The following is a 20,986-nucleotide window of genomic DNA, read 5'->3' as shown; positions in this document are numbered from 1 at the left end:
GTGGCTGACACTCTGGTGATTGTGCCGACCTACAACGAACGCGCCGGCCTCGAAGCGGTCGTCAAGCGCATCAATGAGGCTGTGCCGGCCGCTGACGTACTGATCGTCGACGACGGAAGCCCAGACGGCACAGGGGAACTTGCCGATCATCTGGCCGCTGCCGATGCGCGGATCCGCGTCCTTCACCGGACTCAAAAGGACGGGCTGGGGCGGGCGTATTTGGCTGGTTTCAGCCTCGCGCTCGACGACGGATATGACTTCATCGCCGAAATCGACGCAGATGGTTCACACGACCCCGCTGAGTTGGCGGTGATGGTGCAATTGGCCAGGGATGGGGCAGACCTTGTCATCGGCTCCCGCTGGGTACCGGGCGGCACCGTGCGGGATTGGCCGTGGTATCGGCAAGCGATCTCCCGCGCAGGCAACCGCTATTCGCGCATTGTTCTGCGTTCGCAGATCCGCGATATCACGGCTGGGTTCCGCGTCTTCCGCGCAGACACCCTCCGCCGCCTCGATCTTGAAAGCGTCTCGTCACAGGGCTATTGTTTCCAAGTCGAGATGGCCTGGCGTACCGAGCGCGCCGGGCTGAAGGTGAGCGAACATCCGATTACGTTCGTCGAGCGAACGCAGGGTGACTCGAAAATGCACACGGGCATCGTGATCGAGGCTCTGTTCCGGGTCACCGGGTGGGGTATAGCCGATCGCTTTCGCAGGGGGCGCGTTCCACGGGCACCTCGTGCCCGCACGTCTCGGAATTAGGCGCCGACCTTGTGCTCCCCTCGGCGGGCACGCAGATACGTCAGTCGTTCTTCAAGCAGATCTTCAAGCTCCGCACGCGTGCGACGCTCCAGCAGCATGTCCCAATGGCTCCGGGGAGCCTTCGCATCGCTTCTGTCGATTTCGACGGGCTCGTCTCCGACCAGGAGAGTGGCCGCGTGACCGCAGGTCTTGCACTCCCAGGTCTCCGGGGCCTCAGCCTCGGCCGAGAAGACGACGTCGGTCGTCCGACCGCACTCCGAACAGAGGTAGGTGTACTGTGCGCGGGGGGAGAACGTCACTCCCTCTTCGGATTGGAGGCTCTGGGATCCAAGCCTCATTCCGCGCAAACTGCGATCTGCCATTGTGTGGTCTCCTTCACGCGATGCATGCACAGTTATAAACCGTCAAGCTGGGCATTCTCTTTCCGTATTCGCCTTTCTCTCAGCCGGCTCTCAGGGGCGGTGGCCGATCACCCCTTTGGCCAGGTCGCAACGGTCGGTGATGATGCCGTCGACACCGAGCGCTAACAACCGGCGCATGTCCGCGAGATCGTTGACCGTCCAGACGTGGACTTCCAGCCCCGCGGAGTGCCAGGCACGCACCGTTCGAGGTGTCACAAGGCGGAACCGGCCGTAGCGCTCGGGGAGCTGCAACGCGTCCACAGCACGCGCAACGTGGCGGATCAGGGGAGCGATCCGCAGCCGCGCACCGACGAAAGCGCACAGAACTTGCACGGAAGAGGCAGACGTCGAAACACCCGGGAGCAGCGCGACGGTACGCCGACGACGACGGAGCGAGAACGAGGTGATCAGCACGCGATCGGTGGCGCCTGCCGCGAGGATCGCTCGGGCCGCCGGCTCGACCGCGCGGGACGACTTCACGTCGACGTTGAACAGCGCATGCGGAAACCCGGCCAAAACCTCGGACAACGACACGAAGCCCTGACCGCCACCCAGGTCGATCGCCCGCAACTCCGCCATGCTGAGTTGTTCGATGCTTGCCTCATGGCCCGAGACACGTTTCACATCGGGGTCGTGACTGACGACCGCGATTCCGTCGGCGGAAGCGTGCACATCCGTCTCGAGATGAGTTGCTCCTGCCTTCAATGCGGCGCGAAACGCAGGTGGTGTGTTCTCGGGTACCTCGAGTGCGAGCCCGCGATGGGCGAAGATGCGCGGGGGTGATTCCGCGAAGAACGCCCCGCCACGCACCGGACCGACCTTGCCTAGTCGTTCGCCGCCGGAGGTACTGCCGATGATGCCGATGACGCAGGAGGTGTCTGCAGTCCGTCCGGCAGCGCGCCAGGCACGAACGCCTTGCCGATGCCTTTCAGTGCTTCCGTCAACTCGCTCGGAATGACCCAGAGCGTGTTCGATGTGCCCTGGGCCAACTGCGGCAACGTGAGCAGGTATTGATACGCGAGCAACTTCGGATCCGCATTCCCAGCGTGGATCGCGCCGAACACGGTCGTGATCGCCTTGCCTTCGCCCTCTGCCCGCAGGACTGCCGCTTTCGCGTCACCCTCTGCCTTGAGGATGGCGGCCTGCCGCATTCCCTCCGCGTTCAGGATTTCCGACTGCTTGTTTCCTTCGGCGGTCAGAATGACTGCACGTCGGTCACGCTCCGCACGCATCTGCTTCTCCATCGAATCCTGAATCGAGAGGGGCGGATCGATGGCCTTCAATTCGACGCGTCCAACACGGATGCCCCACTTGCCAGTCGCTTCGTCCAACACGATGCGCAATTGGCCATTGATCTCATCGCGACTGGTCAATGCCTGTTCCAGGTTGAGGCCACCCACCACGTTACGCAGTGTCGTGGTCGTGAGCTGTTCGACGGCGCCGAGATAGTTGGCGATCTCGTATGTCGCAGCGCGTGCATCCGTCACTTGGAAATAGACGACGGTGTCGATCGAGACCACAAGGTTGTCCTCCGTGATCACCGGTTGCGGCGGGAAGGAGACAACTTGCTCGCGCATGTCGAGCAGCGGCCGCACCCGGTCGATGAACGGTACGACGATGTTCAGGCCCGGCAGCAGCGTCTTGTGATACTTGCCGAGCCGCTCGACCACTCCTGCCGTCGCCTGCGGCACGATGCGGATCGCCCGAAACAGTGTGACGAGTACGAAGATGACAATGACGGCGACGATCACGAAAACGATGATCTGCACGACGAACTGGGTGCCGCTACTCACGCCGCGTTCCTTTCAGCGGGGACGACGACCGCCGTCGACCCTTCAATGGCTGAGACGAGCACGCGCTCGCCCGGGTGTAAGTCCTGGGCCGGAACGTCCGGTGCGATCTTGGCCGTCCAGGTTTCTCCGTTGGCGAGTTTGACCTGCCCGCCTGCAGAAGTCATCGTGATGATCACGGTGCCCTCGATACCGATCAGGGCCGCGACGTTGCTTTTGGCAGGGTCTGCGCCCCGTTTGAGCACGCGAAGCAACGGAGGCCTGATCGCCAACAACAGAAATACCGATAGGGCGGCTGCGATGAGCAATTGCCCCCACCAGACAACACCGAACAGCCCAGACACCAGTCCGCCGAGGCTGCCGATCGCGATCATCAAAAACGTGAACTCAAGCGTCAGCATCTCGACAGTGATGAAGATCAGAATCAGCACGAGCCAAACGATCCATGCGAAGGATGTGATCTCACCCATGGGACGCGCGCCCCTTTCCCTATGACTAGCTTTGACCGTAGCAGTTCGCGTGTCTCGCATGGAGCCGATATTGGTAGTCTCTTCCCAGCCGTGCCGCGTCTGGCGCGCGTCAGTTCCAAGGAGTCTTTGAAGTGAGCAATCCTCTCGCACCGTCGTCTCTCACAGGCAAACGCGCTCTCGTGACAGGGTCGTCGCGCGGAATCGGCGCAGACACGATCTCCTACCTGGCCGACGCCGGAGCCGAGGTTGTGATCAACTACCGGAATAAGGAAGCCCGCGCACTCAAACTGGCGGATGCCTTGCGCTCACGCGGCGCAGTCGCCCACGTCGTCGGCGCCGATTTGACCGACCCGGCGTCCGTCAGTGCGATGTTCGACACGGTGGCCGCCGACCTCGGCGGGTTAGACGTTCTGGTCTTGAATGCCTCCGGCGGTATGGAATCGGGCATGGCAGCGGACTACGCGATGCAACTGAACCGCGACGCGCAGGTCAACGTACTGATGAGTGCTCTGCCTCTGTTGCAGTCGGGCGGGCGCGTCATTTTCGTGACCAGCCACCAGGCCCACTTCATTCGTACAACCGAGACGATGCCCGAGTACGAGGCTGTCGCGCGCAGCAAACGTGCGGGGGAGGACGCTCTGCGTGCGCTCATCCCAGAACTCGATGCAAAAGGAGTGGAGTTCGTCGTTGTGTCCGGCGACATGATCGAGGGCACGATCACGGCGACTCTGCTCGAACGGGCGAACCCCGGCGCTATCGGCGCGCGCAAAGAAGCGGCGGGCAGACTGTACAACGTGAGCGAATTCGCCGCCGAAGTCGCAGCGGCGACCGTCGACCCAGTGCCGGCAGACCACACGCGCTACGTTGGAGATGTCTCCGGGTTCGTCACGGAATGAATTCGCGCCGAACGAGTTTGCTCGTGGCCGTGCCCACACTGATCAACTACTCGGCGCCGGTGGGGCCGCCGACGGACAGACTGTCGCTGTAGCGGTACCGACACCGCTGAGAGGAATCCTGTGAAAGCATCCGATCTGTCGTTGATGGCTACGCTGTCGCGACCGACGCTGCACCCGAGCGGGCGCAGGGCGGTCATCGCAGTGACCCGGCCAGATTTGTCCGCAGATTCCAATGTCGGGCAATTGTGGACGATTCCGATCACCGGACACGCCGCACCGCGCCGGCTGACACGCGGGTTTCGTGACAGCGCGCCGCAGTTCTCTCCGGACGGCCGCCTGATCGCCTTTTTGCGCTCTGAACCCGGCGGTTCCGCGCAACTGCACATCGTGGATGCCATGGGCGGCGACCCGATGCGGGTGACCGACCGGCTCCTCGGCGTCACCGAGTTCTGCTGGTCGCCGGACGGCAGCATGCTGGCGTTCGTGAGCAGGGTGCCGGAACCTGGTCGCTATGGCACCGTCGCGGGGCTGGCTCCCGAAGCGGAGGCTCCTCGTCGATTCACGACGTTGAAGTATCGGGAAAACGGTGTCGGCTTCGTGACGGATCGACGCGCCCAGGTGTTCCTGATCGATGCGCCGGACGTGTGGGCTGCGCCGCTCGTACAACCGGCACCGACGGCCGAAGGTGCGGCCGAACCGGTCGCCGTCGTGCCCGCCGCGCGGCAGCTGACCGATTTCGATGCCGACCACGGCGCGATCGCGTTCTCTCAGGACGGCGCGACCCTCGCGATGGTTGCTGCGCGGCACGCACGGCGCGACAACGATCTCCGATCAAATGTCTTTCTCCTCGACGTCGACTCGGCAGCCGCGCCGGTCGATGTCACGGGGCGACACGGTAACTTCGCGGTGCTGAATGCGCCAGGTGCCCTCGCGTACGGCCTGGACGGGTCGCTGTTCTTCCTCGCCCAGAACGTGGGTCGCAGCGGGCGCGACTTCGTGGCGAAGAACACGTCGCTTTTCGTGATCAACGCGTCGAGCACGGTTCCACGCCGACTCAGCGACCCGGAAACCATCGACCTCGGCGAAGGCGGGAGTGCGATCACACCGTTCGGTGAGCACAGTGTGCTGGTTCAGAACCGTTCGCGCGGCACCGTTCAGTTGCTGGAGATCGATCTCGACGGGTCGGTGAGCTCGCTCAGTGGCGACGCGCCGATCGAGGTGACCGGGGTCGCCGCAGCAGGTAACACAATCGCCATCTGCTATGCGGATGCGACGACGACCGGTGACGTCGGCGTCTACCAGAATGGCGCGATCCGGCGGCTCACCGATTTTTCGGCACGCCTGCGTCGCACCGGCTTCGCGCGAGCCCGCGAGCTGACGATCACGGGGCGTGACGGCTATCCCGTGCATGGGTGGTTGGTCTCGCCGCAAGGTCCGGGGCCGCATCCGGTGCTGTTGAATATTCACGGCGGTCCGTTCGCGCAGTACTCGGTGCACTTCTTCGACGAAGCCCAGGTCTATGCGGATGCCGGCTACGCCGTTGTCATGTGCAATCCACGCGGCTCCGCCGGGTACGGGCAAGCGCACGGTCGCAGCATCCGTCGCTCCATGGGAACAGTCGACCTGCACGACGTGCTCGATTTTCTTGACGGCGCCATCGCACAGAGCAACGACCTCGACGGCGAGCGGGTCGGCATTATGGGCGGATCGTACGGCGGATATCTGACCGCGTGGGCGATTGCCCACGATCACCGGTTCGCTGCCGCGATCGTCGAGCGCGGCTTTCTGGACCCGGATGGGTTCGTCGGCACCAGCGACATCGGCAGCTTCTTCAGCGACGAATACACCGGCATCGACCCGGATACGGTCAGGCAGCAAAGTCCGCAGGCGATGGTGGACGAGGTGCGCACGCCGACGCTCGTTCTGCACTCCGAGGAGGATCTGCGGTGTCCGGTCGGTCAGGCCGAACGCTACTACGCGTCATTGAAGCGCAGGGGAGTGGACACCGAGCTCGTGCTCTTCCCCGGCGAGAACCACGAACTCAGCCGCTCGGGGAGGCCGCGCCACCGGCAACAACGCTTCGAGGTCATCCTCGAGTGGTGGGCGCGCCACCTGCCAACGGTCTAGGCGGCGGCCTTCAGAACCTCACGGCCGAAGGTGAACGCTCGGACGATACCGACGATCCCGAGCACGACGAGAACGATTCCGGTGACGATGATCAGCCAGACGGCCGACCATCCGGGTACGACGAGCACGACGATGCCGGCGATGATGCTGATGATGCCTGAGGTGATCGCCCAGCCGGCCGACGGTGCGCCGCGCGACTCAACGATCGACAAGACGCCCTCGATGATCCAACCGACTCCGATCACCGCAACCACAAGAATTACCAGGGCCGCGGCGGACACCGCCACGTTCTTCAGAACGATGACTCCGGCAATGATCAGGAGAATTCCGAGCAGGATATCCAGGGTGCGCATGCCGCCGCTGATGCCCTTGCTGAAGATGCCGAGCGCGAGGCGAACAACCCCGCTGATCAAGAAGTAGATTCCCAAAATGATCGCGACGGCGCCGAGAGACTTGTCCGGCCAGACCAACAAGAGGATGCCCAGGATCAGGGCGACCACCCCGCCGATTCCGAAGGCGACGCGGATGCCGTTGATGGCGGACTTCGCAAGTTTCGTTGGGTCGATTGCGAAGTCGTGAGATGCCGAACTGAGTGGATCGGTTGCTGTCATCATGATGAGCTCCTTCAATGGCCGGGGTACTGGGGTATCGATGACACAGCTGACGCAGACTGTGAACTGTTCAGAGACTATACCGATCTGACGCACAGACAACGGAAGGACGCGGCCATTCGGCGGCGGCTAAAGTGACGGTCATGGAGATTACTGCGCTCGCCGACAGTCACGACCTGATCCGCGTGCGGGGCGCGCGCGTCAACAATCTCAAAGACGTCAGCGTCGAGTTGCCGAAGCGCAGGTTGACCGTGTTCACCGGGGTCTCGGGCTCGGGCAAGAGCTCCCTGGTCTTCGGCACGATTGCCGCAGAATCACAACGGATGATCAACGAAACGTACAGCACGTTCGTGCAGGGTTTCATGCCGACGCAAGCACGGCCCGATGTCGATGTGCTCGAGGGCCTGACCACGGCGATCATCGTCGATCAGGAGCGCATGGGCTCGAACCCGCGATCCACGGTCGGCACGGCAACGGACGCCAACGCGATGCTGCGGATCATGTTCAGCCGCCTCGGGGAGCCGCACATCGGTTCGCCGCAGGCGTTCTCCTTCAACGTCGCATCCGTCAGCGGCGCCGGGGCTGTGACGTTCGATCGCGGCGGCCAGAAAGTCAAGGAACGCCGCAGCTTCAGCATCACCGGCGGCATGTGCCCGCGCTGCGAGGGAATCGGTTCGGTCACCGACTTCGACCTGTCCGCCCTGTACAACGACGAACTGTCGTTGAACGAGGGCGCTCTTACGATCCCCGGCTACAGCATGGACGGTTGGTATGGCCGCATCTATCGCGGCAGCGGGCTCTTCGATCCCGACAAGGCAATCCGCGACTTCTCCAGCAAAGAACTGCATGATCTGCTGCGCAAGGAGCCGACCAAAATCAAGATCGAAGGCATCAATCTGACATACGAGGGACTGATCCCGAAGATTCAAAAGTCGTTCCTCTCCAAGGACATCGATGCCATGCAACCGCACATTCGTGCCTTCGTCGAGAGGGCGGTGACGTTCACCACCTGCCCGCAATGCGGCGGCACTCGGTTGAGCGAAGCAGCGCGGTCATCCACCATCGCGGGGATTAGCATCGCGGACGCCTGCTCGATGCAAATCAGCGACCTGGCAGAGTGGGTTCGGGCACTCGACGAGCCGTCGGTCGGCCCTCTGCTGATCGCACTGGGCGAGACGCTGGATTCGTTCGTGAACATCGGGCTCGGCTACCTGTCGCTCGATCGATCATCCGGCACACTGTCGGGCGGTGAATCGCAGCGAACGAAGATGATCCGCCATCTCGGCTCCTCGCTCACCGACGTGACCTACGTGTTCGACGAGCCGACGATCGGCCTGCATCCGCACGACATCCAGCGGATGAACACGCTCCTGCTGCAGTTGCGCGACAAGGGCAACACGGTGCTCGTCGTGGAGCACAAGCCGGAACTGATCGCGATCGCCGATCACGCCGTCGACCTCGGCCCCGGGGCCGGTGCGAACGGCGGATCCGTCTGCTTCGAAGGCACGGTCGATGCGCTGCGCGCCAGCGACACGATCACGGGCAGACACCTTGACGACCGAGCCGCGCTCAAACAATCCGTGCGGACATCGTCCGGCGCGCTGACTGTGCGCGCCGCCACGACGCACAATCTGCAGCACGTCGACGTTGATATCCCCCTGGGTGTGCTCGTCGTGGTGACCGGTGTGGCCGGCTCGGGCAAGAGTTCGCTGATCACCGGTTCGGTATCGGGGCAAGACGGGGTCGTCACAATCGACCAGGGTGCGATCAAGGGATCTCGGCGCAGCAACCCGGCGACGTACACGGGATTGCTCGATCCGATCCGCAAGGCATTCGCGAAGGCGAACGGTGTGAAACCTGCCCTGTTCAGTTCGAACTCGGAAGGCGCATGCCCGACCTGCAACGGCGCGGGCGTCATCTACACCGATCTCGGAGTGATGGCCGGGGTGTCCACCGTGTGCGAGGAGTGCGAGGGCAAGCGGTTCCAGGCATCCGTACTGGAGTATCACCTCGGTGGACGCGACATCAGCGAAGTGCTGGCCATGTCAGCGCGCGAAGCTGAGGAATTCTTCGACGCCGGTGAGTCGAAGGTGCCTGCGGCGCAGATGATCGCCCACCGGATCGTCGATGTCGGCCTCGGTTACCTGAACATCGGCCAGCCGTTGCCAACGCTGTCCGGCGGTGAACGTCAGCGACTCAAGTTGGCGACGCATCTGGGGGAGAAGGGTGGCGTGTTCGTGCTCGACGAACCGACCGCAGGGCTTCACCTGGCCGACGTCGAACAGTTGCTCGCGCTGCTCGACCGGCTAGTCGACTCCGGAAAGTCGGTGATCGTGATCGAACACCATCAGGCTGTCATGGCGCACGCGGACTGGATCATCGACCTCGGCCCCGGCGCGGGCCACGAGGGCGGCCGGATCGTCTTCGAGGGCACGCCGGCCGAACTGGCGGCCGGCCAGGCCACGCTGACGGGGGAGTACCTCGCGCACTACGTCGGCGATTCGAGCATTTCTGGGGCAGCTGCGCAGGCGTTGGCTCCGTAGCCCGGGACGCGTTCTCAGCAATCACACAGACAACGGTTCTCTCGATTAAGGTGCAGCCCGATCCCCGTTCCTGCGCCATTCGCTCGGACGCCCGCTACTCATAGTGCGCGAAGTGTCGGAATGATTGGGCATTCGGACACTTCGCGCACTATGAACGTGGACACCGTCGTAAATGTTGGTCATCGTCTCGGATATGTGAGTATGCTGTGCAATTTCTGACAGCAATCTGCGTGGCACCACAGTTGCGTAGTCGCGCAGTCTTGCAGTGCCGGTCGCCAGGGCATACAAGGCGCTGTGCATGAGGTATTGCAGAAGCCGATGGACCGTGACCCAGCACTCATTGCGCAAGCACAGGGTTAATCGACCGGCTAAACGCCACTCGATTCACCTGTTGATATTGCGCTGATAATGCTCATTATGTCAACAAGAAGATCGCGAGGCCCTCCCCGAAGTGCAACGCGCCCGCTGCCCGTCATGTTGTCCTTCTCACGTAAGTTGGGGCAGTCGCAATTTAGTTGAAGCACGCGCGTGCTTACAGGTTGCCCATGGGACGCGTCGCTGTCGCTCCTGACGCATCATTCAAACGTGAGGATTGTGCAGGTTCTCAGACCCGCCGGCAGCGGAGACAAGCGCGGCGAGCTTTGCGATGATTGCGTCGATTCCCCGCTCCAAAGCCGGAACATCGCCGGGCATGACGGCCCCGAGCAGCGTATCCGAAAGTTCGGCGTGGTCGCGTTGCATCTTCTCCATCACACCGGCCGCAAGAGGGGTGAGCTCAACGAGGACCGCCCGACGATCGGTCGGGTGCGGTGCGCGCTGCACGTAACCAGCGCCTTCCAACACATCCACCAGCGCGGAAATGTTCCTCGGACTGACGTCGAGAGCCTGCGCGATCGCCTGCTGCGTCGAGGATCCCCGAGTCTGCAGGATCCAGAGGACTCCCACGCGGGCTTGGGTCAACGAGGTACCCTCAAAAGCCCGAGCCATGTCCCGCTGGAACAACTCGACGATCAGGAGCAATTTGTCCAGGAAGATCGGTTCCATATGGTTACCTCGATACACTGTGAATGATAGTAACCATATCCCATGGCACGGCTGTCACATCAGCTGGCCGCACAGTGCCCCGGTCCGGTAAAGCCAGATCGAGAGTAAGGACACAACCTTGACACCGGTGACTGATGCCGCGCAGAGGAACGCAGCGCTCGTGTGCGAGTCATACGACGCATTCAACGCCAACGACACCAAGAAACTGCTCGCAGTCGTGGCACCGGACCTCGTGATGCATTACGCCGAACTGCCCGAACCGCTCATCGGCCGGCAAACCTGGCTGCAGGGGTTCGAGATGATGAAGCGCGCGTTTCCCGACCTCGAAGCACACGTCGATGACGTCGTAGCGGCCGAGGACCGCGTTGCGGTACGCGTGAACTTCACCGGAACCCACGCCGACGACTTCCAAGGCATCCCCGCCACCGGTCGCAGCATCCACTACGTCAGCCACGAGTTCTACCGACTTGCCGACAGCGTTTTCGTCGAGGAATGGATCTGCTCTGACATGGCATCCCTCTTCCGACAACTCAGCTGAACAGGTGGCGACGTCCTTTGCGCTTTCAACGGCGGGACGTCGATAGCTGTGTCACCAGCCGGCCGCTCGCCGGGTACTCCCCCGCGATCACTGGGCTCCACGGCACGCTTGGGCGTGGTGTGCTGGCGTAGGTGCCTCAACATTAAGCCCGATGCCGCTGGCGTCAAACGCAACAACCTTTGGGTGCGTAAGCCCGGTGCATACCGTTGCTTCCGATCAGCCGCACGAGTGCGGAACGTGACGCGATTCTTCAATCCGCTTCAACGTGGATGAGACAAACAGCCGAGTTCTGTCTCATTCAAGCCGAGGCAATCCCGAAAACTCGGGCATGCATGCATCGTTTTCGAACAGACGCGACAAGACGACCCGCAAGATCGTTGCCGAACACGAGCGACAGGCTGCCTACCGGCCGAACTGGGGCTGCCCCTGTATTAGGGCGTATGCCCGGCCGACCCGGCCCAGTAGGTTCGAGGGGTGGACGCAAAGTCGGAGACGTCTCGCATCCCTCACCAGCAGGTGCTCAGCTATTCCCAGACATACTTGGCTCAGGCGCATGCCCGCGATCGCGGATGGAATATCGGTGCATCGTGACACCATGCTCGAACGATCGCTGCTCAAGCAGATCCAGCTCGATCGGGATGTCGCAGCGGTCGAACAGCGGTCTCCCTGCGCCGAGGATCGCAGGATGCGTGAAGAGCAGAAGCTCGTCAAGCAGACCCGCCTCGAGCAGCTGCGTGGCCAGAGCTGCGCCGCCGACCCCGATGGCGCCGTCAGTCGCGGCCTTGAGCGCGGCGAGCTGTTCGATCGCGTCGATTCCCCCGATGACCCGGGTGTTGTGATCAGCGATGCGCCGGGAGCGGGAAACGAGCACTTTGGGCTTGGTGGTCCAGATCTGACCGTACTCCCGTAGGTAACCGGGCAGGGACGCGTCGTCACGCGCTCGTGGCCAGTACCCCTCCATCGTCTCGTAGATGACCCTGCCCTGGACCATCAGCGCGAGCACCCGCGCTCTGGCGTTGAACTCCTGATGAAGCGCTTCGCCGATGCGCAGCCACTTTCCAGCGCCGTCCTCCCCCGGAGCCTGTTCGATCCGCAAGTCGAGCGACACGTTCATCCAATACACGAACCGACCCACTGGATTCTCCCTTCAAGAGTGTTTGCGTTACGAAACACTATTCCTTCGCCCCGGTCGCCGGACGCGGACAATCTGAGCGTGAAGCTCCGCACGGCCGGTGCATTGCGGATTCTCCCGGCCTGAGCGGCCAACGAGTAGCATCAGGACCTATTGGAGGTGTCAGCCATGCGAAAAATCGTCGTCTACGAGTTGCTGTCCCTTGACGGGGTTGCCGAGGACCCGGACAGCTTCTTCACCGACTGGGACGATGCGATGGATGCGAACCTCGCCGCTGTGATCGCCACCCAGGACGCGGTCGTTCTCGGCCGTCGTAGCTACACCGAGTGGGCACAGTTCTGGCCGGACAGTCAGATCCAGCCATTCGCGACATTCATCAACGGGGTCAGAAAATACGTCGCGACATCGACGCCGCTTGATCAGGACTGGGCCAACGCGAGGGCGATCGATGGCGAGCTGGCTGCATTCGTTCGAGACCTCAAGCAGCAAGACGGAGGCGATATCGGCATCCACGCAAGTATCTCGGTCGCGCAGGCGCTACTTGCCGCCGGCCTCGTCGACGAAGTCAGGCTCGTGATCGCACCGAAGATCGCCGGCCACGGACGACGGCTCCTCTACGCTTTGCCACCGATGCAACTCGAATCGATCCGTAGCGAGCTCTCCCCCACCGGTTATCTGCTCGTCGACTATCGCGTCATCCGGTAACACTTCGCAGATTGTGCATTGAGGTGAGGTTAGTCGACCGGATTCAAGACGTGTCCGGCGGAGTGAAGATACCTTCGATCGGCCTTTCGAACAGACGGGAGATGCGAAAGGCCAGCGGCAGCGACGGATCGTACTTTCCCGTCTCGAGAGCCACGACCGTCTGACGCGATACTCTCAGGCGTTCCGCGAGCACTGCCTGGGTCCATCCCCGCTTTTCGCGTTCCGAACGGATCAGGTTCTCCATCAGGCTTCGGGAGCGCCGGTCACCAGCGTGGTGAATCCCCACGCCACCATCCCAATGATTGCGACCGGCCATCCGCCGTTCGGCACTGCGAACCCGGCAGCACTGAGGGTGCCGAGAGTGACGGCCGCGAACATCGCGACAGTGAAGCCGACCGCCAGCGGCGGAAACAGCAGCTTGATCTGGTACTCATCCAGCTGGCGCATGCGCAACACGATGACGACCACGTTCCACGCGAAAAAGAGTAGCGGCAGCACTGCCCAGATAATGCTCCACGGGCTCGAGCCATGGCCCCATTGGTACAGGGCGAAGCTCGCGAGCAGGTAACAACCAGTTCCAGCCCATATCTGCACCCGGAAGATGCGCCGGCGTCGCCGTTCGATCGAAGATTCCCCGCCACTGTCAGACCCAGAGGTGGAGTCAAGGTCACTTGTCATTCTTCGATCATAAGCGGGTCGGGCTGTTGAGTCAAGGAGACTTGACATTATGGCCGGCGGCTGCTCTCGTTCACGTGTCACAGCTGCGCTGCGTTCGACCACGCCCGCTCCATCGCCTGGGAATGGATCTACGCCGTCGACGATCTCGCCTCCGATCCGCAGTTGCAGGCGTACGTCAACCTTATCTGGGGGCTGGCTGACATCGTGATCCTTTTCACCTTCTTCCGGTTCGGTCGACGCGAGTTCCCAAACCTGGTCTCGCGGCCACTTTTCATCGCATGGGGCGTCACGATCGTCGCGAGCTCGTTCATCATTCAATGGCTGTTCATCGCGATGTTCGTTGCACGACGCCGAGCGCGCGGCCAAAGCCTCCTGATCGCGGTTGCGAAGTGGATCGGCACGCTCGCCCCCACGGTCTTGCTGGGCTTCCTCAACGGTTGCCTGCTCGTGATCGGCATCAGTCTGCTCTGCAGCGTCTTCGACCTCGCCTACATCGGGCTTCTCGTCTGGGCCAAACGACGGCTGAGCGAAAACCGGTCAGAGGACAGCTCCGTGCCCGTGCAAGACACGATCGGGTAGACGGCCGTGCTATTCCGGCGGCTCCCAGAGTTCGATCGGCAGGCCCTCTGGGTCATGAATGCGAGCGAAGCTGCCATACTCGGTGCTGTTCCACTCGGGCCGACGCTCAACGGCCACACCCGCGGCCGCCAGTGTCGCGGCCAAGGCATCCAACTCCGTCACGCGAAGGTTGAGCATGAAGGCCTGATCCGCCGCAAAGTAATCACTGCCCGCTGGAAAAGGCGCAAAGACGGTCATGCCAGCCTGCTGCTGCCACACCTCGCTTTGACCGGCCTCGATGCCAAGATGTTCTCGATACCATACCGCGCGGGCGTCCGGATCCTCACTGCGAAAGAACAGCCCGCCGATACCGGTCACAGCCATCGCACGCCCCCTCGGTCACTGATTTGCGGTAAAGCATACCGCCGTGGTTCGCGGTGCCCGTCAGTGTGATTGCCAGCGGAACCAGCGGATGCCGATGAACGTGAACACGATGATGTAAGCAAACGCCATCGGCAGCGAGTACGTGTCTTGTGCGGCCCAGCCGTTCTGGGCCACCGCATCGGAGAACAGCGTTGTGACGACACCGACGGGTGACCATTCGGCGATCACCTGGATCGTGTCACCCAGAATGCCGCTCGTGCCGAGCAAGCCCAGCAGCACGAACGCGATCAGCACGATCCGGTTGAGCGCATTGACTGCGCTCACCGTCTTCACGATCGCAACCAGCGCCTGCGCAATGCTCAGGAAGACGCCACCGCCGAGGAGTGCAACGAGCAGCACCAGCGCGATCTGAAAACCGTTCAGGTTCAGCCCATACGCGATCACAGCGGCGACCACGACGACCACCGCGATGACCAGGTTCAGAATTTCCTGAACGCAGAGACGGCTGGTCATGATCATCCAGGTGGCCACCGGTGTGACCCGCAAACGCTGCAGCACGCCGGATTCGCGATCGTGGGCAACGGCCAGGCTGTAGCCGAGCAGGCCGGAGACCAGCAGCCCGATGGTCAAAGCGATGCCGATCAGCTCAGCGGCCCCGCCGAGTCGCGTCTGGGCCTTGGTGTTGAAACTCGTGGCGACGACCAGCACGACGGGCAAGAGCAGACTCACGATCGTCGAGATTCCACTGCGTACAACCACGATCGAGTCCGCCCGCAAGAGCGAACCCATCGCCAGCCCGAAGGGCGGTCGCTCGTATGCCCTCGACATCTCAGTCACGAATCTCACTCCCCGTCAGCCCGATGAACACGTCCTCCAGGGTGACAGCTCCGTGTGCGACCTTCCTTACCTGCGGATCGTCTTTGTGCTTGTCTATCAATTGCGCCGGTGTACCGAGAGTCAGCAATCGGCCGCGGTCGATGATCGCAACCCGGTTACACACAGCCTGCGCCTCTTCCATCGAGTGCGTCGTGAGCAGAATGCTGCTTCCGGAATCTCGCAGCTGCTCCATGCGCGTCCACAATTGGCGGCGCGACTGCGGGTCCAGCCCGGCGGTCGGCTCGTCGAGCATCAATAATAGTGGGTCGTGGATGACGGCGATATACAGGGCGAGACGCTGCTGCTGCCCACCGGAAAGCTGCTTGAACCTCTTTCCCATTTCTTGATCGAGTCCGATCGCGCGCATTCCATCGGAAATCTGCTCTCGCGAAAGACGCACCCCGTAGAGCCCCCCGTAAAGCCGGGCGATCTGCGCGATCGTCAACTCGGCCTGAAAGCTCGACGACTGAAGTTGCACGCCCAGTCGCGCCGTCGCCTCAAGTGGATGCCGTAACGTGTCGACGCCGCCGAGCATCACACGTCCGGATTTCGCAGGCACGAGACCTTCGATCGCACTCAGCGTGCTGGTCTTGCCTGCCCCGTTCGGGCCGAGCAGACCGAAGATCTCCCCCGCGAGAATGTCGAAACTGACGCCGTGCACCACCGTTCGAGGGCCGTAGGCGACGTCCAATCCGTCGACATTCAGGATGCTTGCAGCCACCTGCGCGCTCGCGTCGCGCAGCCCGGCCTCATCACTCACCGGTGTCCTCCATCTGCGGCCAAAGATGGTGACTCAACCGTTCGACGAGGTGCGATGCCAGATCGGGTTCCGCAGAGAGGATGACGCGGGTGCGCACCCCAGGCACGCCCTGCGGGCTGACCCGCAGCATCCGCAGATCACAGATCGTTTGGCCGCGGCCAGGCCCAGCCGAGTCGTCGACGATCACGCGGACGGACGGCGCGCGCACAGGCACCACTGTTCCAACTGCGATGGCCGCAGCGAGGGGATCGTGCATGGCCGCGCAGCGTACACCGAACACCGACACGTAGTACTCGAAATAGGCGTCGAGACTCGCCGCAATCGACTGCAGGAACGGCGCTCCGGAGGCGGCAAGGGCTTCCCGATGCTCTTCGCGCAAGACGTGACCCATTGTCGCATCAAGTGGAACCACGACGACATCCCACTCCGCCTCGAAGACCAGCCGTGCGGCTTCTGCATCGTGCCAGATATTGGCCTCAGCGACGGCGGTCGCGTTGCCTGCGACGAGTGCCGCGCCGCCCATCACGACGACGGTTCGAACCAAGCCGACGAGTGATGGATCACGCTTGAGTGCGATCGCCAGATTGGTGAGAGGTCCGACCGCCAGTACGTCCAGCTCGCCCGGGTGCGTGTGGGCGAGGTCGATCACAAACTGTGCTGCGTCACCGGCGATCGGCTCGTGCGCGGACCGCGGCAGCCTGACCCCGCCCAGCCCGTTTGTCCCGTGCACCTGCGGGGCACCGCCGCCGAACAGTCCGTCGATCGGATCGTGTGCACCGACGGCAACCCGGATGTCAGATCGGCCGGCCAAGGCGAGCAGATCCAGCGTGTTGCGTGCAGCGGCTTCCGCGCTCACATTGCCGCTGACCGACCCGATTCCGACAACGTCAACCTCGGGCGACGCCAGCAGGTACGCGAGCGCGAGCGCGTCGTCGATTCCTGTGTCACAGTCGAAATACAGCGGTCGCGCAACGACGGGATCGGTCATGCTCCTACTTTATTCCGGCTGCTGGTATGACCGAGCAGCGACATCGGCCAGCAGCAACCCGCGCGACCAAACGTCAGTCCGTACCGGAGTCGAAAGCGGCGCCCTCTGACGCGATATCGGTCGCGAGCTCGAGCGCCTCGGTCGCAGCATCGCCACTGACGCGTTCCATGATTTCGCCAGCGGCTCCCGGCTCGACGCGTCCAACGAGTTCCGCCGTGGCCCCGCCGATCAGGCCGGCCGCCGCATACTGCTCGAGCCGTGCCCTCGAGTCTGCAATGTCAAGATTGCGCATCGTGAGCTGCCCGATCCGGTCGTCTGGGCCGAAAGCCGCGTCGCCGACACGCTCCATCGACAGTTTGCCCGGGTGGTAGCTCAAGGCAGGTCCCGTCGTGTCGAGAATCGTATAGTCGTCACCGCGACGCAGGCGCAAGGTCACCTCGCCGGTGACCGCGGAACCGACCCAGCGTTGAATGGATTCGCGCAGCATCAGCGACTGCGGATCGAACCAGCGCCCCTCGTACATCAAACGCCCGAGTCGCCGGCCCTCCGCGTGATAGTTCGCGATCGTGTCTTCATTGTGAATGGCGTTGAGCAGGCGTTCGTACGTAATGTGCAGCAGCGCCATGCCGGGCGCCTCATAGATGCCGCGGCTCTTCGCCTCAATGATGCGGTTCTCGATCTGGTCTGACATGCCGAGCCCGTGCCGCCCGCCGATCGCGTTCGCCTCGAGCACGAGGGCGATCAAGTCGTCGAATTCGACGCCGTTGATGGCAACGGGGCGGCCTGCCTCGTATCGCACAGAAACCACCTCGGTGGCGACCTCGACGTCGTCGCGCCATGCCGCAACGCCCATGATCGGCTCGACGATCTCGATGCCAGAACTGAGTTCCTCGAGCCGCTTCGCCTCGTGAGTGGCGCCCCAGATGTTCGCGTCGGTGCTGTAAGCCTTCTCCGCGGCGTCACGATAGGGAAAGCCACGGGCGACGAGCCACTCGCTCATCTCGGTGCGTCCGCCCAGCTCCCCGACGAACTCGGCGTCGAGCCACGGCTTGTAGATGCGCAGGCGAGGGTTGGCCATGAGGCCGTAACGGTAGAACCGCTCGATGTCATTGCCCTTGTAGGTCGAGCCGTCGCCCCAGATATCGACCCCGTCGTCCTTCATGGCGCGCACCAGCAGGGTGCCCGTCACGGCGCGCCCGAGAGGCGTCGTGTTGAAGTAGGTCTTGCCACCTGACCGGATGTGGAACGCCCCGCATTGGAGTGCGACGATGCCCTCTTCGACAAGCGCGCTCTTCGCATCGACCAACCGGGCGAGCTCCGCCCCGTATTCGGATGCCCGACCGGGCACCGCGCCGATGTCCGGCTCGTCGTACTGGCCGATGTCCGCCGTGTAGGTGCACGGAATCGCACCTTTTTCTCGCATCCAGGCGACCGCGCACGAGGTGTCGAGCCCCCCGGAGAATGCAATACCGACGCGCTCGCCAACCGGGAGTCTGCTCAGAACCTTGGACATACTAAAACCCTAGGGCAATCTGCAACTAGACCCGCGCGCCGGCTAAAATCATCTGCCCAACCCATGAAGGTGATCATTCCTCACAATTTGCCCCCAGTACTGGGCAGAACACTTGTGCCACCTGATACCCACTGTCACACTCGAACTAGGTCGGCTCCGTACCCGTCGACCGTCCGTCGAAGAGAACCCCTGGCCGGCGATGATGCATTTCAACGCAGAACCGATCAACATCCCGAAGCGGCGCGGCTCTTACCGCCGCATCGGAGGGGCATTCGCGCTCGCAATCGCCCTCGGCGTGATGGGGATCGCGGCAGCTCCCGAATCCGCGTCCGCTGAAGACGCAACGCCGACTGCAACGGCAACATCTTCAGACCCGGCCCCAGCCGCACTGGCTGCGGCCCCGGCACCGGCAGACACCTCCGCGCCGACACCCACGCCTGCGACGACTCCGACCGAAACACCGACCCCCACCGAATCGCCGACTCCAACCGAAACACCGACCCCCACGGAAACGCCAACCCCGACCGAAACGCCGACTCCGACCGAAACGCCGACAGCCACCCCGACACCACAGCCCACGACCACGCCGACGGCGCAGCCGACCGGCACTCCCCCGCCCACCGGCAATCCCGCGCCCAGCTCCAGCGCGCCGTCGGCGCCACAGGCGACCACGCCGGCAGCCGATACATCGCAGGCGACCGACTCGATCGATTCCGTGGCCACCCAGCAGTCGACGGCAGCCAGCGCTCAACTGTACGCAGCACTGGCAACGGCTACGGGCGCGCTGACAGCGGCACAGTCCCGACTAAGTGATGCCACTCATGCGTACACAGAGACGCAGTCGCGTTACGACCACGCGCGCACTGTTGCCGAAGCCGCAGATCAGCACGCGGCGGCCGCGAAGGCGAGGGCGGCGGCATCCGCAGGTGAATTGATATTGGCGGTGCGCGGCCCAAGCGGTCAAGCTCCCGGCGGCGTCGCCGGCGGCCTCTTGTTCGACTCGACAGGCGGCAACCTGCTGCAGAAGCTGAGCGCAATGGATCAACTCGGGCGCAGCAACCTGAGCCCGGCCCAGCTGTCCCAACAAGCAAAACACGACGCATCCGCCGCCCGAAGCGCTCAAACTCAGGCAGTGAAGGCGAAGACAGCGCTCGCCGCGATTCCCCTCGCCGAAGCTCGCGCAACGATGGCTGCCGCTCAGGCGGATGTCGATGCGGCCCAGGCAGCCCTCTCCGACGCGCAGGCAGAACTCGCGGCCGCCGCATCGAGCCTCAACCTGCCGAGTTTCGACAGCAGCGGCCTGTTGAGCGGAGCGACCTGGGTCGATCCGGTGCGAGGTCCGATCACCGATGGCTTCGGGCCGCGACCGTCACGGCCGCTTGGCACGGCGCTGTTCCACCCCGGTGACGACATCGGAGCCGCATGTCTGACCTGGATCGTGGCGGCATCCGCCGGAACGGTCGTGGCAACGGGGCCGTACAGCGGTTACGGCAACTGGGTCGTCATCGACCACGGCCAAGGCGTGCAAACGGTGTACGGCCACATCGCAGACGGCGGTACCGCCGTAACTGTCGGGCAGCACGTTACGGCGGGCCAGCCGATTGCACGCGTCGGCAGCACCGGCTTGTCGACAGGATGCCACTTGCATCTCGAAGTTCGAGTCAACGGGCAGCAGATCGACCCGATGCTCTTCTTTGCCGCGCGCGGCGTGACTGTCGGCAGTTGACCCACTCGGCTGCTGGCGCTTGCCAGCCTTTTACGTCTCCGAACTGGGGAGCGGATCCTCGAGCACAGACAAGATGTTGCCCGCCGGATCGGTGAACCACGCAATAAGCGGCCCGCCGCCGTGGAAGATACCACGCTCATCCGTTTCCGCTGCCATCTGCGGGTATCGCTGGAATGTCACACCGCGGGATGCAAGCTCGTCCACGGCGGCCTCGATGTCGTCGACCGGAAGATTCATCATGGTGTAGCTCGCCGGTTCGTGGTTCGGCTTCGGGTAGGCCAAAACCACGGCTCCCGAACCGAGGGTGAGCTGAAGCATGCCGTTCGCTTCGCTCGTCTCCAGGCCGAGGACCTCACCGTAGAAGCGTTTGGCTTCTGCGATATCGGTGACAGAAAATCCGCTGAACGCTCGTGTTGAATCAAACATGTGGCCACTCCCTGGTTCCGGCAGTAACTGACTGGTGTGCACAGGCTACGCCGCCAGCGCA

23 protein-coding genes are annotated in these 20,986 nt (G+C 63.2%); 8 read left to right on the top strand and 15 right to left on the bottom strand.

The features are described from left to right. Positions 1 to 759, top strand: coding sequence for a polyprenol monophosphomannose synthase (locus QU604_RS10270; protein WP_308468707.1), 759 nt, complete (start codon positions 1 to 3; stop codon positions 757 to 759). Here QU604_RS10270 and QU604_RS10265 read toward each other — a convergent pair. From QU604_RS10265 to QU604_RS10250, 4 genes are all read right to left on the bottom strand, one after another. Then, positions 756 to 1,121, bottom strand: a complete 366-nt coding sequence (locus QU604_RS10265) for an RNA polymerase-binding protein RbpA (RefSeq protein ID WP_308468706.1) — start codon at positions 1,119 to 1,121, stop codon at positions 756 to 758. The two genes, QU604_RS10270 and QU604_RS10265, sit on opposite strands and share 4 nt — an antisense overlap. A 90-nt stretch (positions 1,122 to 1,211) precedes the next feature. Beyond that, positions 1,212 to 1,970: a glycerophosphodiester phosphodiesterase family protein gene (locus tag QU604_RS10260; RefSeq protein ID WP_308468705.1), complete on the bottom strand. Its 759-nt coding sequence runs from the start codon at positions 1,968 to 1,970 to the stop codon at positions 1,212 to 1,214. A 14-nt stretch (positions 1,971 to 1,984) separates the two neighbouring features. Continuing rightward, complete coding sequence (locus QU604_RS10255) at positions 1,985 to 2,953, bottom strand: SPFH domain-containing protein (RefSeq protein ID WP_308468704.1); 969 nt, start codon at positions 2,951 to 2,953, stop codon at positions 1,985 to 1,987. Beyond that, positions 2,950 to 3,420 (bottom strand): NfeD family protein, encoded by a 471-nt coding sequence (locus QU604_RS10250; RefSeq protein WP_308468703.1) that lies wholly within the window; start codon positions 3,418 to 3,420, stop codon positions 2,950 to 2,952. Before QU604_RS10250 ends, QU604_RS10255 begins: the two co-directional genes overlap by 4 nt. A 131-nt stretch (positions 3,421 to 3,551) precedes the next feature. On the opposite strand from QU604_RS10250, the gene QU604_RS10245 reads away from it, so the two are divergent. After that, entirely contained in the window at positions 3,552 to 4,316 is a 765-nt protein-coding gene (locus QU604_RS10245; RefSeq protein WP_308468702.1) for an SDR family oxidoreductase, read from the top strand. A gap of 120 nt (positions 4,317 to 4,436) precedes the next feature. Beyond that, entirely contained in the window at positions 4,437 to 6,443 is a 2,007-nt protein-coding gene (locus QU604_RS10240) for a S9 family peptidase (protein ID WP_308468701.1), read from the top strand. On the opposite strand, the gene QU604_RS10235 is transcribed toward QU604_RS10240, so the two are convergent. After that, positions 6,440 to 7,057, bottom strand: a complete 618-nt coding sequence (locus QU604_RS10235; RefSeq protein ID WP_308468700.1) for an HdeD family acid-resistance protein — start codon at positions 7,055 to 7,057, stop codon at positions 6,440 to 6,442. The genes QU604_RS10240 and QU604_RS10235 overlap by 4 nt on opposite strands. Before the next feature lie 140 nt (positions 7,058 to 7,197). Between QU604_RS10235 and QU604_RS10230 the strand changes: the two genes are divergently transcribed. Then, positions 7,198 to 9,597, top strand: a complete 2,400-nt coding sequence (locus QU604_RS10230; RefSeq protein ID WP_308468699.1) for an ATP-binding cassette domain-containing protein — start codon at positions 7,198 to 7,200, stop codon at positions 9,595 to 9,597. 579 nt (positions 9,598 to 10,176) lie between these two features. Here the strand turns inward: QU604_RS10230 and QU604_RS10225 are convergent. Next, a complete protein-coding gene (locus QU604_RS10225) occupies positions 10,177 to 10,641 on the bottom strand; it encodes a MarR family winged helix-turn-helix transcriptional regulator (RefSeq protein ID WP_308468698.1) in 465 nt (154 codons plus the stop codon). A 127-nt stretch (positions 10,642 to 10,768) separates the two neighbouring features. Between QU604_RS10225 and QU604_RS10220 the strand changes: the two genes are divergently transcribed. Beyond that, on the top strand, positions 10,769 to 11,179 hold the full coding sequence (locus QU604_RS10220; RefSeq protein WP_308468896.1) for an ester cyclase: 411 nt from the start codon (positions 10,769 to 10,771) through the stop codon (positions 11,177 to 11,179). A 520-nt stretch (positions 11,180 to 11,699) separates the two neighbouring features. Here QU604_RS10220 and QU604_RS10215 read toward each other — a convergent pair. After that, positions 11,700 to 12,314 (bottom strand): dihydrofolate reductase family protein, encoded by a 615-nt coding sequence (locus QU604_RS10215; RefSeq protein WP_308468697.1) that lies wholly within the window; start codon positions 12,312 to 12,314, stop codon positions 11,700 to 11,702. Between the two features lie 165 nt (positions 12,315 to 12,479). On the opposite strand from QU604_RS10215, the gene QU604_RS10210 reads away from it, so the two are divergent. After that, complete coding sequence (locus QU604_RS10210) at positions 12,480 to 13,016, top strand: dihydrofolate reductase family protein (protein ID WP_308468696.1); 537 nt, start codon at positions 12,480 to 12,482, stop codon at positions 13,014 to 13,016. Between the two features lie 43 nt (positions 13,017 to 13,059). Here QU604_RS10210 and QU604_RS10205 read toward each other — a convergent pair whose 3' ends face one another. After that, positions 13,060 to 13,260: a helix-turn-helix transcriptional regulator gene (locus QU604_RS10205; RefSeq protein WP_308468695.1), complete on the bottom strand. Its 201-nt coding sequence runs from the start codon at positions 13,258 to 13,260 to the stop codon at positions 13,060 to 13,062. Further along, on the bottom strand, positions 13,260 to 13,694 hold the full coding sequence (locus QU604_RS10200) for a hypothetical protein (RefSeq protein ID WP_308468694.1): 435 nt from the start codon (positions 13,692 to 13,694) through the stop codon (positions 13,260 to 13,262). Before QU604_RS10200 ends, QU604_RS10205 begins: the two co-directional genes overlap by 1 nt. A 162-nt stretch (positions 13,695 to 13,856) precedes the next feature. Here QU604_RS10200 and QU604_RS10195 point away from each other — a divergent pair, with 162 nt between their 5' ends. Further along, entirely contained in the window at positions 13,857 to 14,273 is a 417-nt protein-coding gene (locus QU604_RS10195) for a hypothetical protein (protein WP_308468693.1), read from the top strand. 9 nt (positions 14,274 to 14,282) lie between these two features. On the opposite strand, the gene QU604_RS10190 is transcribed toward QU604_RS10195, so the two are convergent. The 5 genes from QU604_RS10190 to argG form a co-directional block, all read right to left on the bottom strand. After that, on the bottom strand, positions 14,283 to 14,636 hold the full coding sequence (locus QU604_RS10190; protein WP_308468692.1) for a VOC family protein: 354 nt from the start codon (positions 14,634 to 14,636) through the stop codon (positions 14,283 to 14,285). A gap of 60 nt (positions 14,637 to 14,696) precedes the next feature. Next, positions 14,697 to 15,464, bottom strand: coding sequence for an ABC transporter permease (locus tag QU604_RS10185; protein WP_308468895.1), 768 nt, complete (start codon positions 15,462 to 15,464; stop codon positions 14,697 to 14,699). 1 nt (position 15,465) lies between these two features. Further along, entirely contained in the window at positions 15,466 to 16,272 is an 807-nt protein-coding gene (locus QU604_RS10180) for an ABC transporter ATP-binding protein (protein WP_308468691.1), read from the bottom strand. Continuing rightward, positions 16,265 to 17,260 (bottom strand): nucleoside hydrolase, encoded by a 996-nt coding sequence (locus QU604_RS10175; RefSeq protein ID WP_308468690.1) that lies wholly within the window; start codon positions 17,258 to 17,260, stop codon positions 16,265 to 16,267. The genes QU604_RS10180 and QU604_RS10175 overlap by 8 nt, the downstream gene beginning before the upstream one ends. A gap of 73 nt (positions 17,261 to 17,333) precedes the next feature. Beyond that, on the bottom strand, positions 17,334 to 18,773 hold the full coding sequence (argG, locus tag QU604_RS10170; protein ID WP_308468689.1) for an argininosuccinate synthase: 1,440 nt from the start codon (positions 18,771 to 18,773) through the stop codon (positions 17,334 to 17,336). Between the two features lie 199 nt (positions 18,774 to 18,972). Between argG and QU604_RS10165 the strand changes: the two genes are divergently transcribed. Beyond that, on the top strand, positions 18,973 to 20,499 hold the full coding sequence (locus QU604_RS10165) for a M23 family metallopeptidase (protein WP_308468688.1): 1,527 nt from the start codon (positions 18,973 to 18,975) through the stop codon (positions 20,497 to 20,499). A gap of 30 nt (positions 20,500 to 20,529) precedes the next feature. Here QU604_RS10165 and QU604_RS10160 read toward each other — a convergent pair whose 3' ends face one another. After that, positions 20,530 to 20,925 carry a VOC family protein gene (locus QU604_RS10160; RefSeq protein WP_308468687.1) on the bottom strand — a complete coding sequence of 132 codons (396 nt, stop codon included), beginning with the start codon at positions 20,923 to 20,925 and terminating at the stop codon, positions 20,530 to 20,532. Positions 20,926 to 20,986: the final 61 nt, after the last annotated feature.

Source organism: Rathayibacter sp. SW19 (assembly GCF_030866825.1).
In the GTDB taxonomy this organism is placed as follows: Bacteria; Actinomycetota; Actinomycetes; order Actinomycetales; family Microbacteriaceae; genus Rathayibacter_A; species Rathayibacter_A soli.
This window is presented reverse-complemented; position numbering and strand designations above follow the sequence as displayed.

What these genes read in the sequence shown, in the direction of transcription:
- QU604_RS10265 (WP_308468706.1), bottom strand. Translation starts at nt 1,121, where the DNA reads ATGGCAGATCGCAGTTTGCGCGGAATGAGGCTTGGATCCCAGAGCCTC.
- QU604_RS10250 (WP_308468703.1), bottom strand. Translation starts at nt 3,420, where the DNA reads ATGGGTGAGATCACATCCTTCGCATGGATCGTTTGGCTCGTGCTGATT.
- QU604_RS10235 (WP_308468700.1), bottom strand. Translation starts at nt 7,057, where the DNA reads ATGATGACAGCAACCGATCCACTCAGTTCGGCATCTCACGACTTCGCA.
- QU604_RS10230 (WP_308468699.1), top strand. Translation starts at nt 7,198, where the DNA reads ATGGAGATTACTGCGCTCGCCGACAGTCACGACCTGATCCGCGTGCGG.
- QU604_RS10225 (WP_308468698.1), bottom strand. Translation starts at nt 10,641, where the DNA reads ATGGAACCGATCTTCCTGGACAAATTGCTCCTGATCGTCGAGTTGTTC.
- QU604_RS10210 (WP_308468696.1), top strand. Translation starts at nt 12,480, where the DNA reads ATGCGAAAAATCGTCGTCTACGAGTTGCTGTCCCTTGACGGGGTTGCC.
- QU604_RS10205 (WP_308468695.1), bottom strand. Translation starts at nt 13,260, where the DNA reads ATGGAGAACCTGATCCGTTCGGAACGCGAAAAGCGGGGATGGACCCAG.
- QU604_RS10200 (WP_308468694.1), bottom strand. Translation starts at nt 13,694, where the DNA reads ATGACAAGTGACCTTGACTCCACCTCTGGGTCTGACAGTGGCGGGGAA.
- QU604_RS10190 (WP_308468692.1), bottom strand. Translation starts at nt 14,636, where the DNA reads ATGGCTGTGACCGGTATCGGCGGGCTGTTCTTTCGCAGTGAGGATCCG.
- QU604_RS10185 (WP_308468895.1), bottom strand. Translation starts at nt 15,464, where the DNA reads ATGTCGAGGGCATACGAGCGACCGCCCTTCGGGCTGGCGATGGGTTCG.
- QU604_RS10175 (WP_308468690.1), bottom strand. Translation starts at nt 17,260, where the DNA reads ATGACCGATCCCGTCGTTGCGCGACCGCTGTATTTCGACTGTGACACA.
- argG (WP_308468689.1), bottom strand. Translation starts at nt 18,773, where the DNA reads ATGTCCAAGGTTCTGAGCAGACTCCCGGTTGGCGAGCGCGTCGGTATT.
- QU604_RS10165 (WP_308468688.1), top strand. Translation starts at nt 18,973, where the DNA reads ATGATGCATTTCAACGCAGAACCGATCAACATCCCGAAGCGGCGCGGC.
- QU604_RS10160 (WP_308468687.1), bottom strand. Translation starts at nt 20,925, where the DNA reads ATGTTTGATTCAACACGAGCGTTCAGCGGATTTTCTGTCACCGATATC.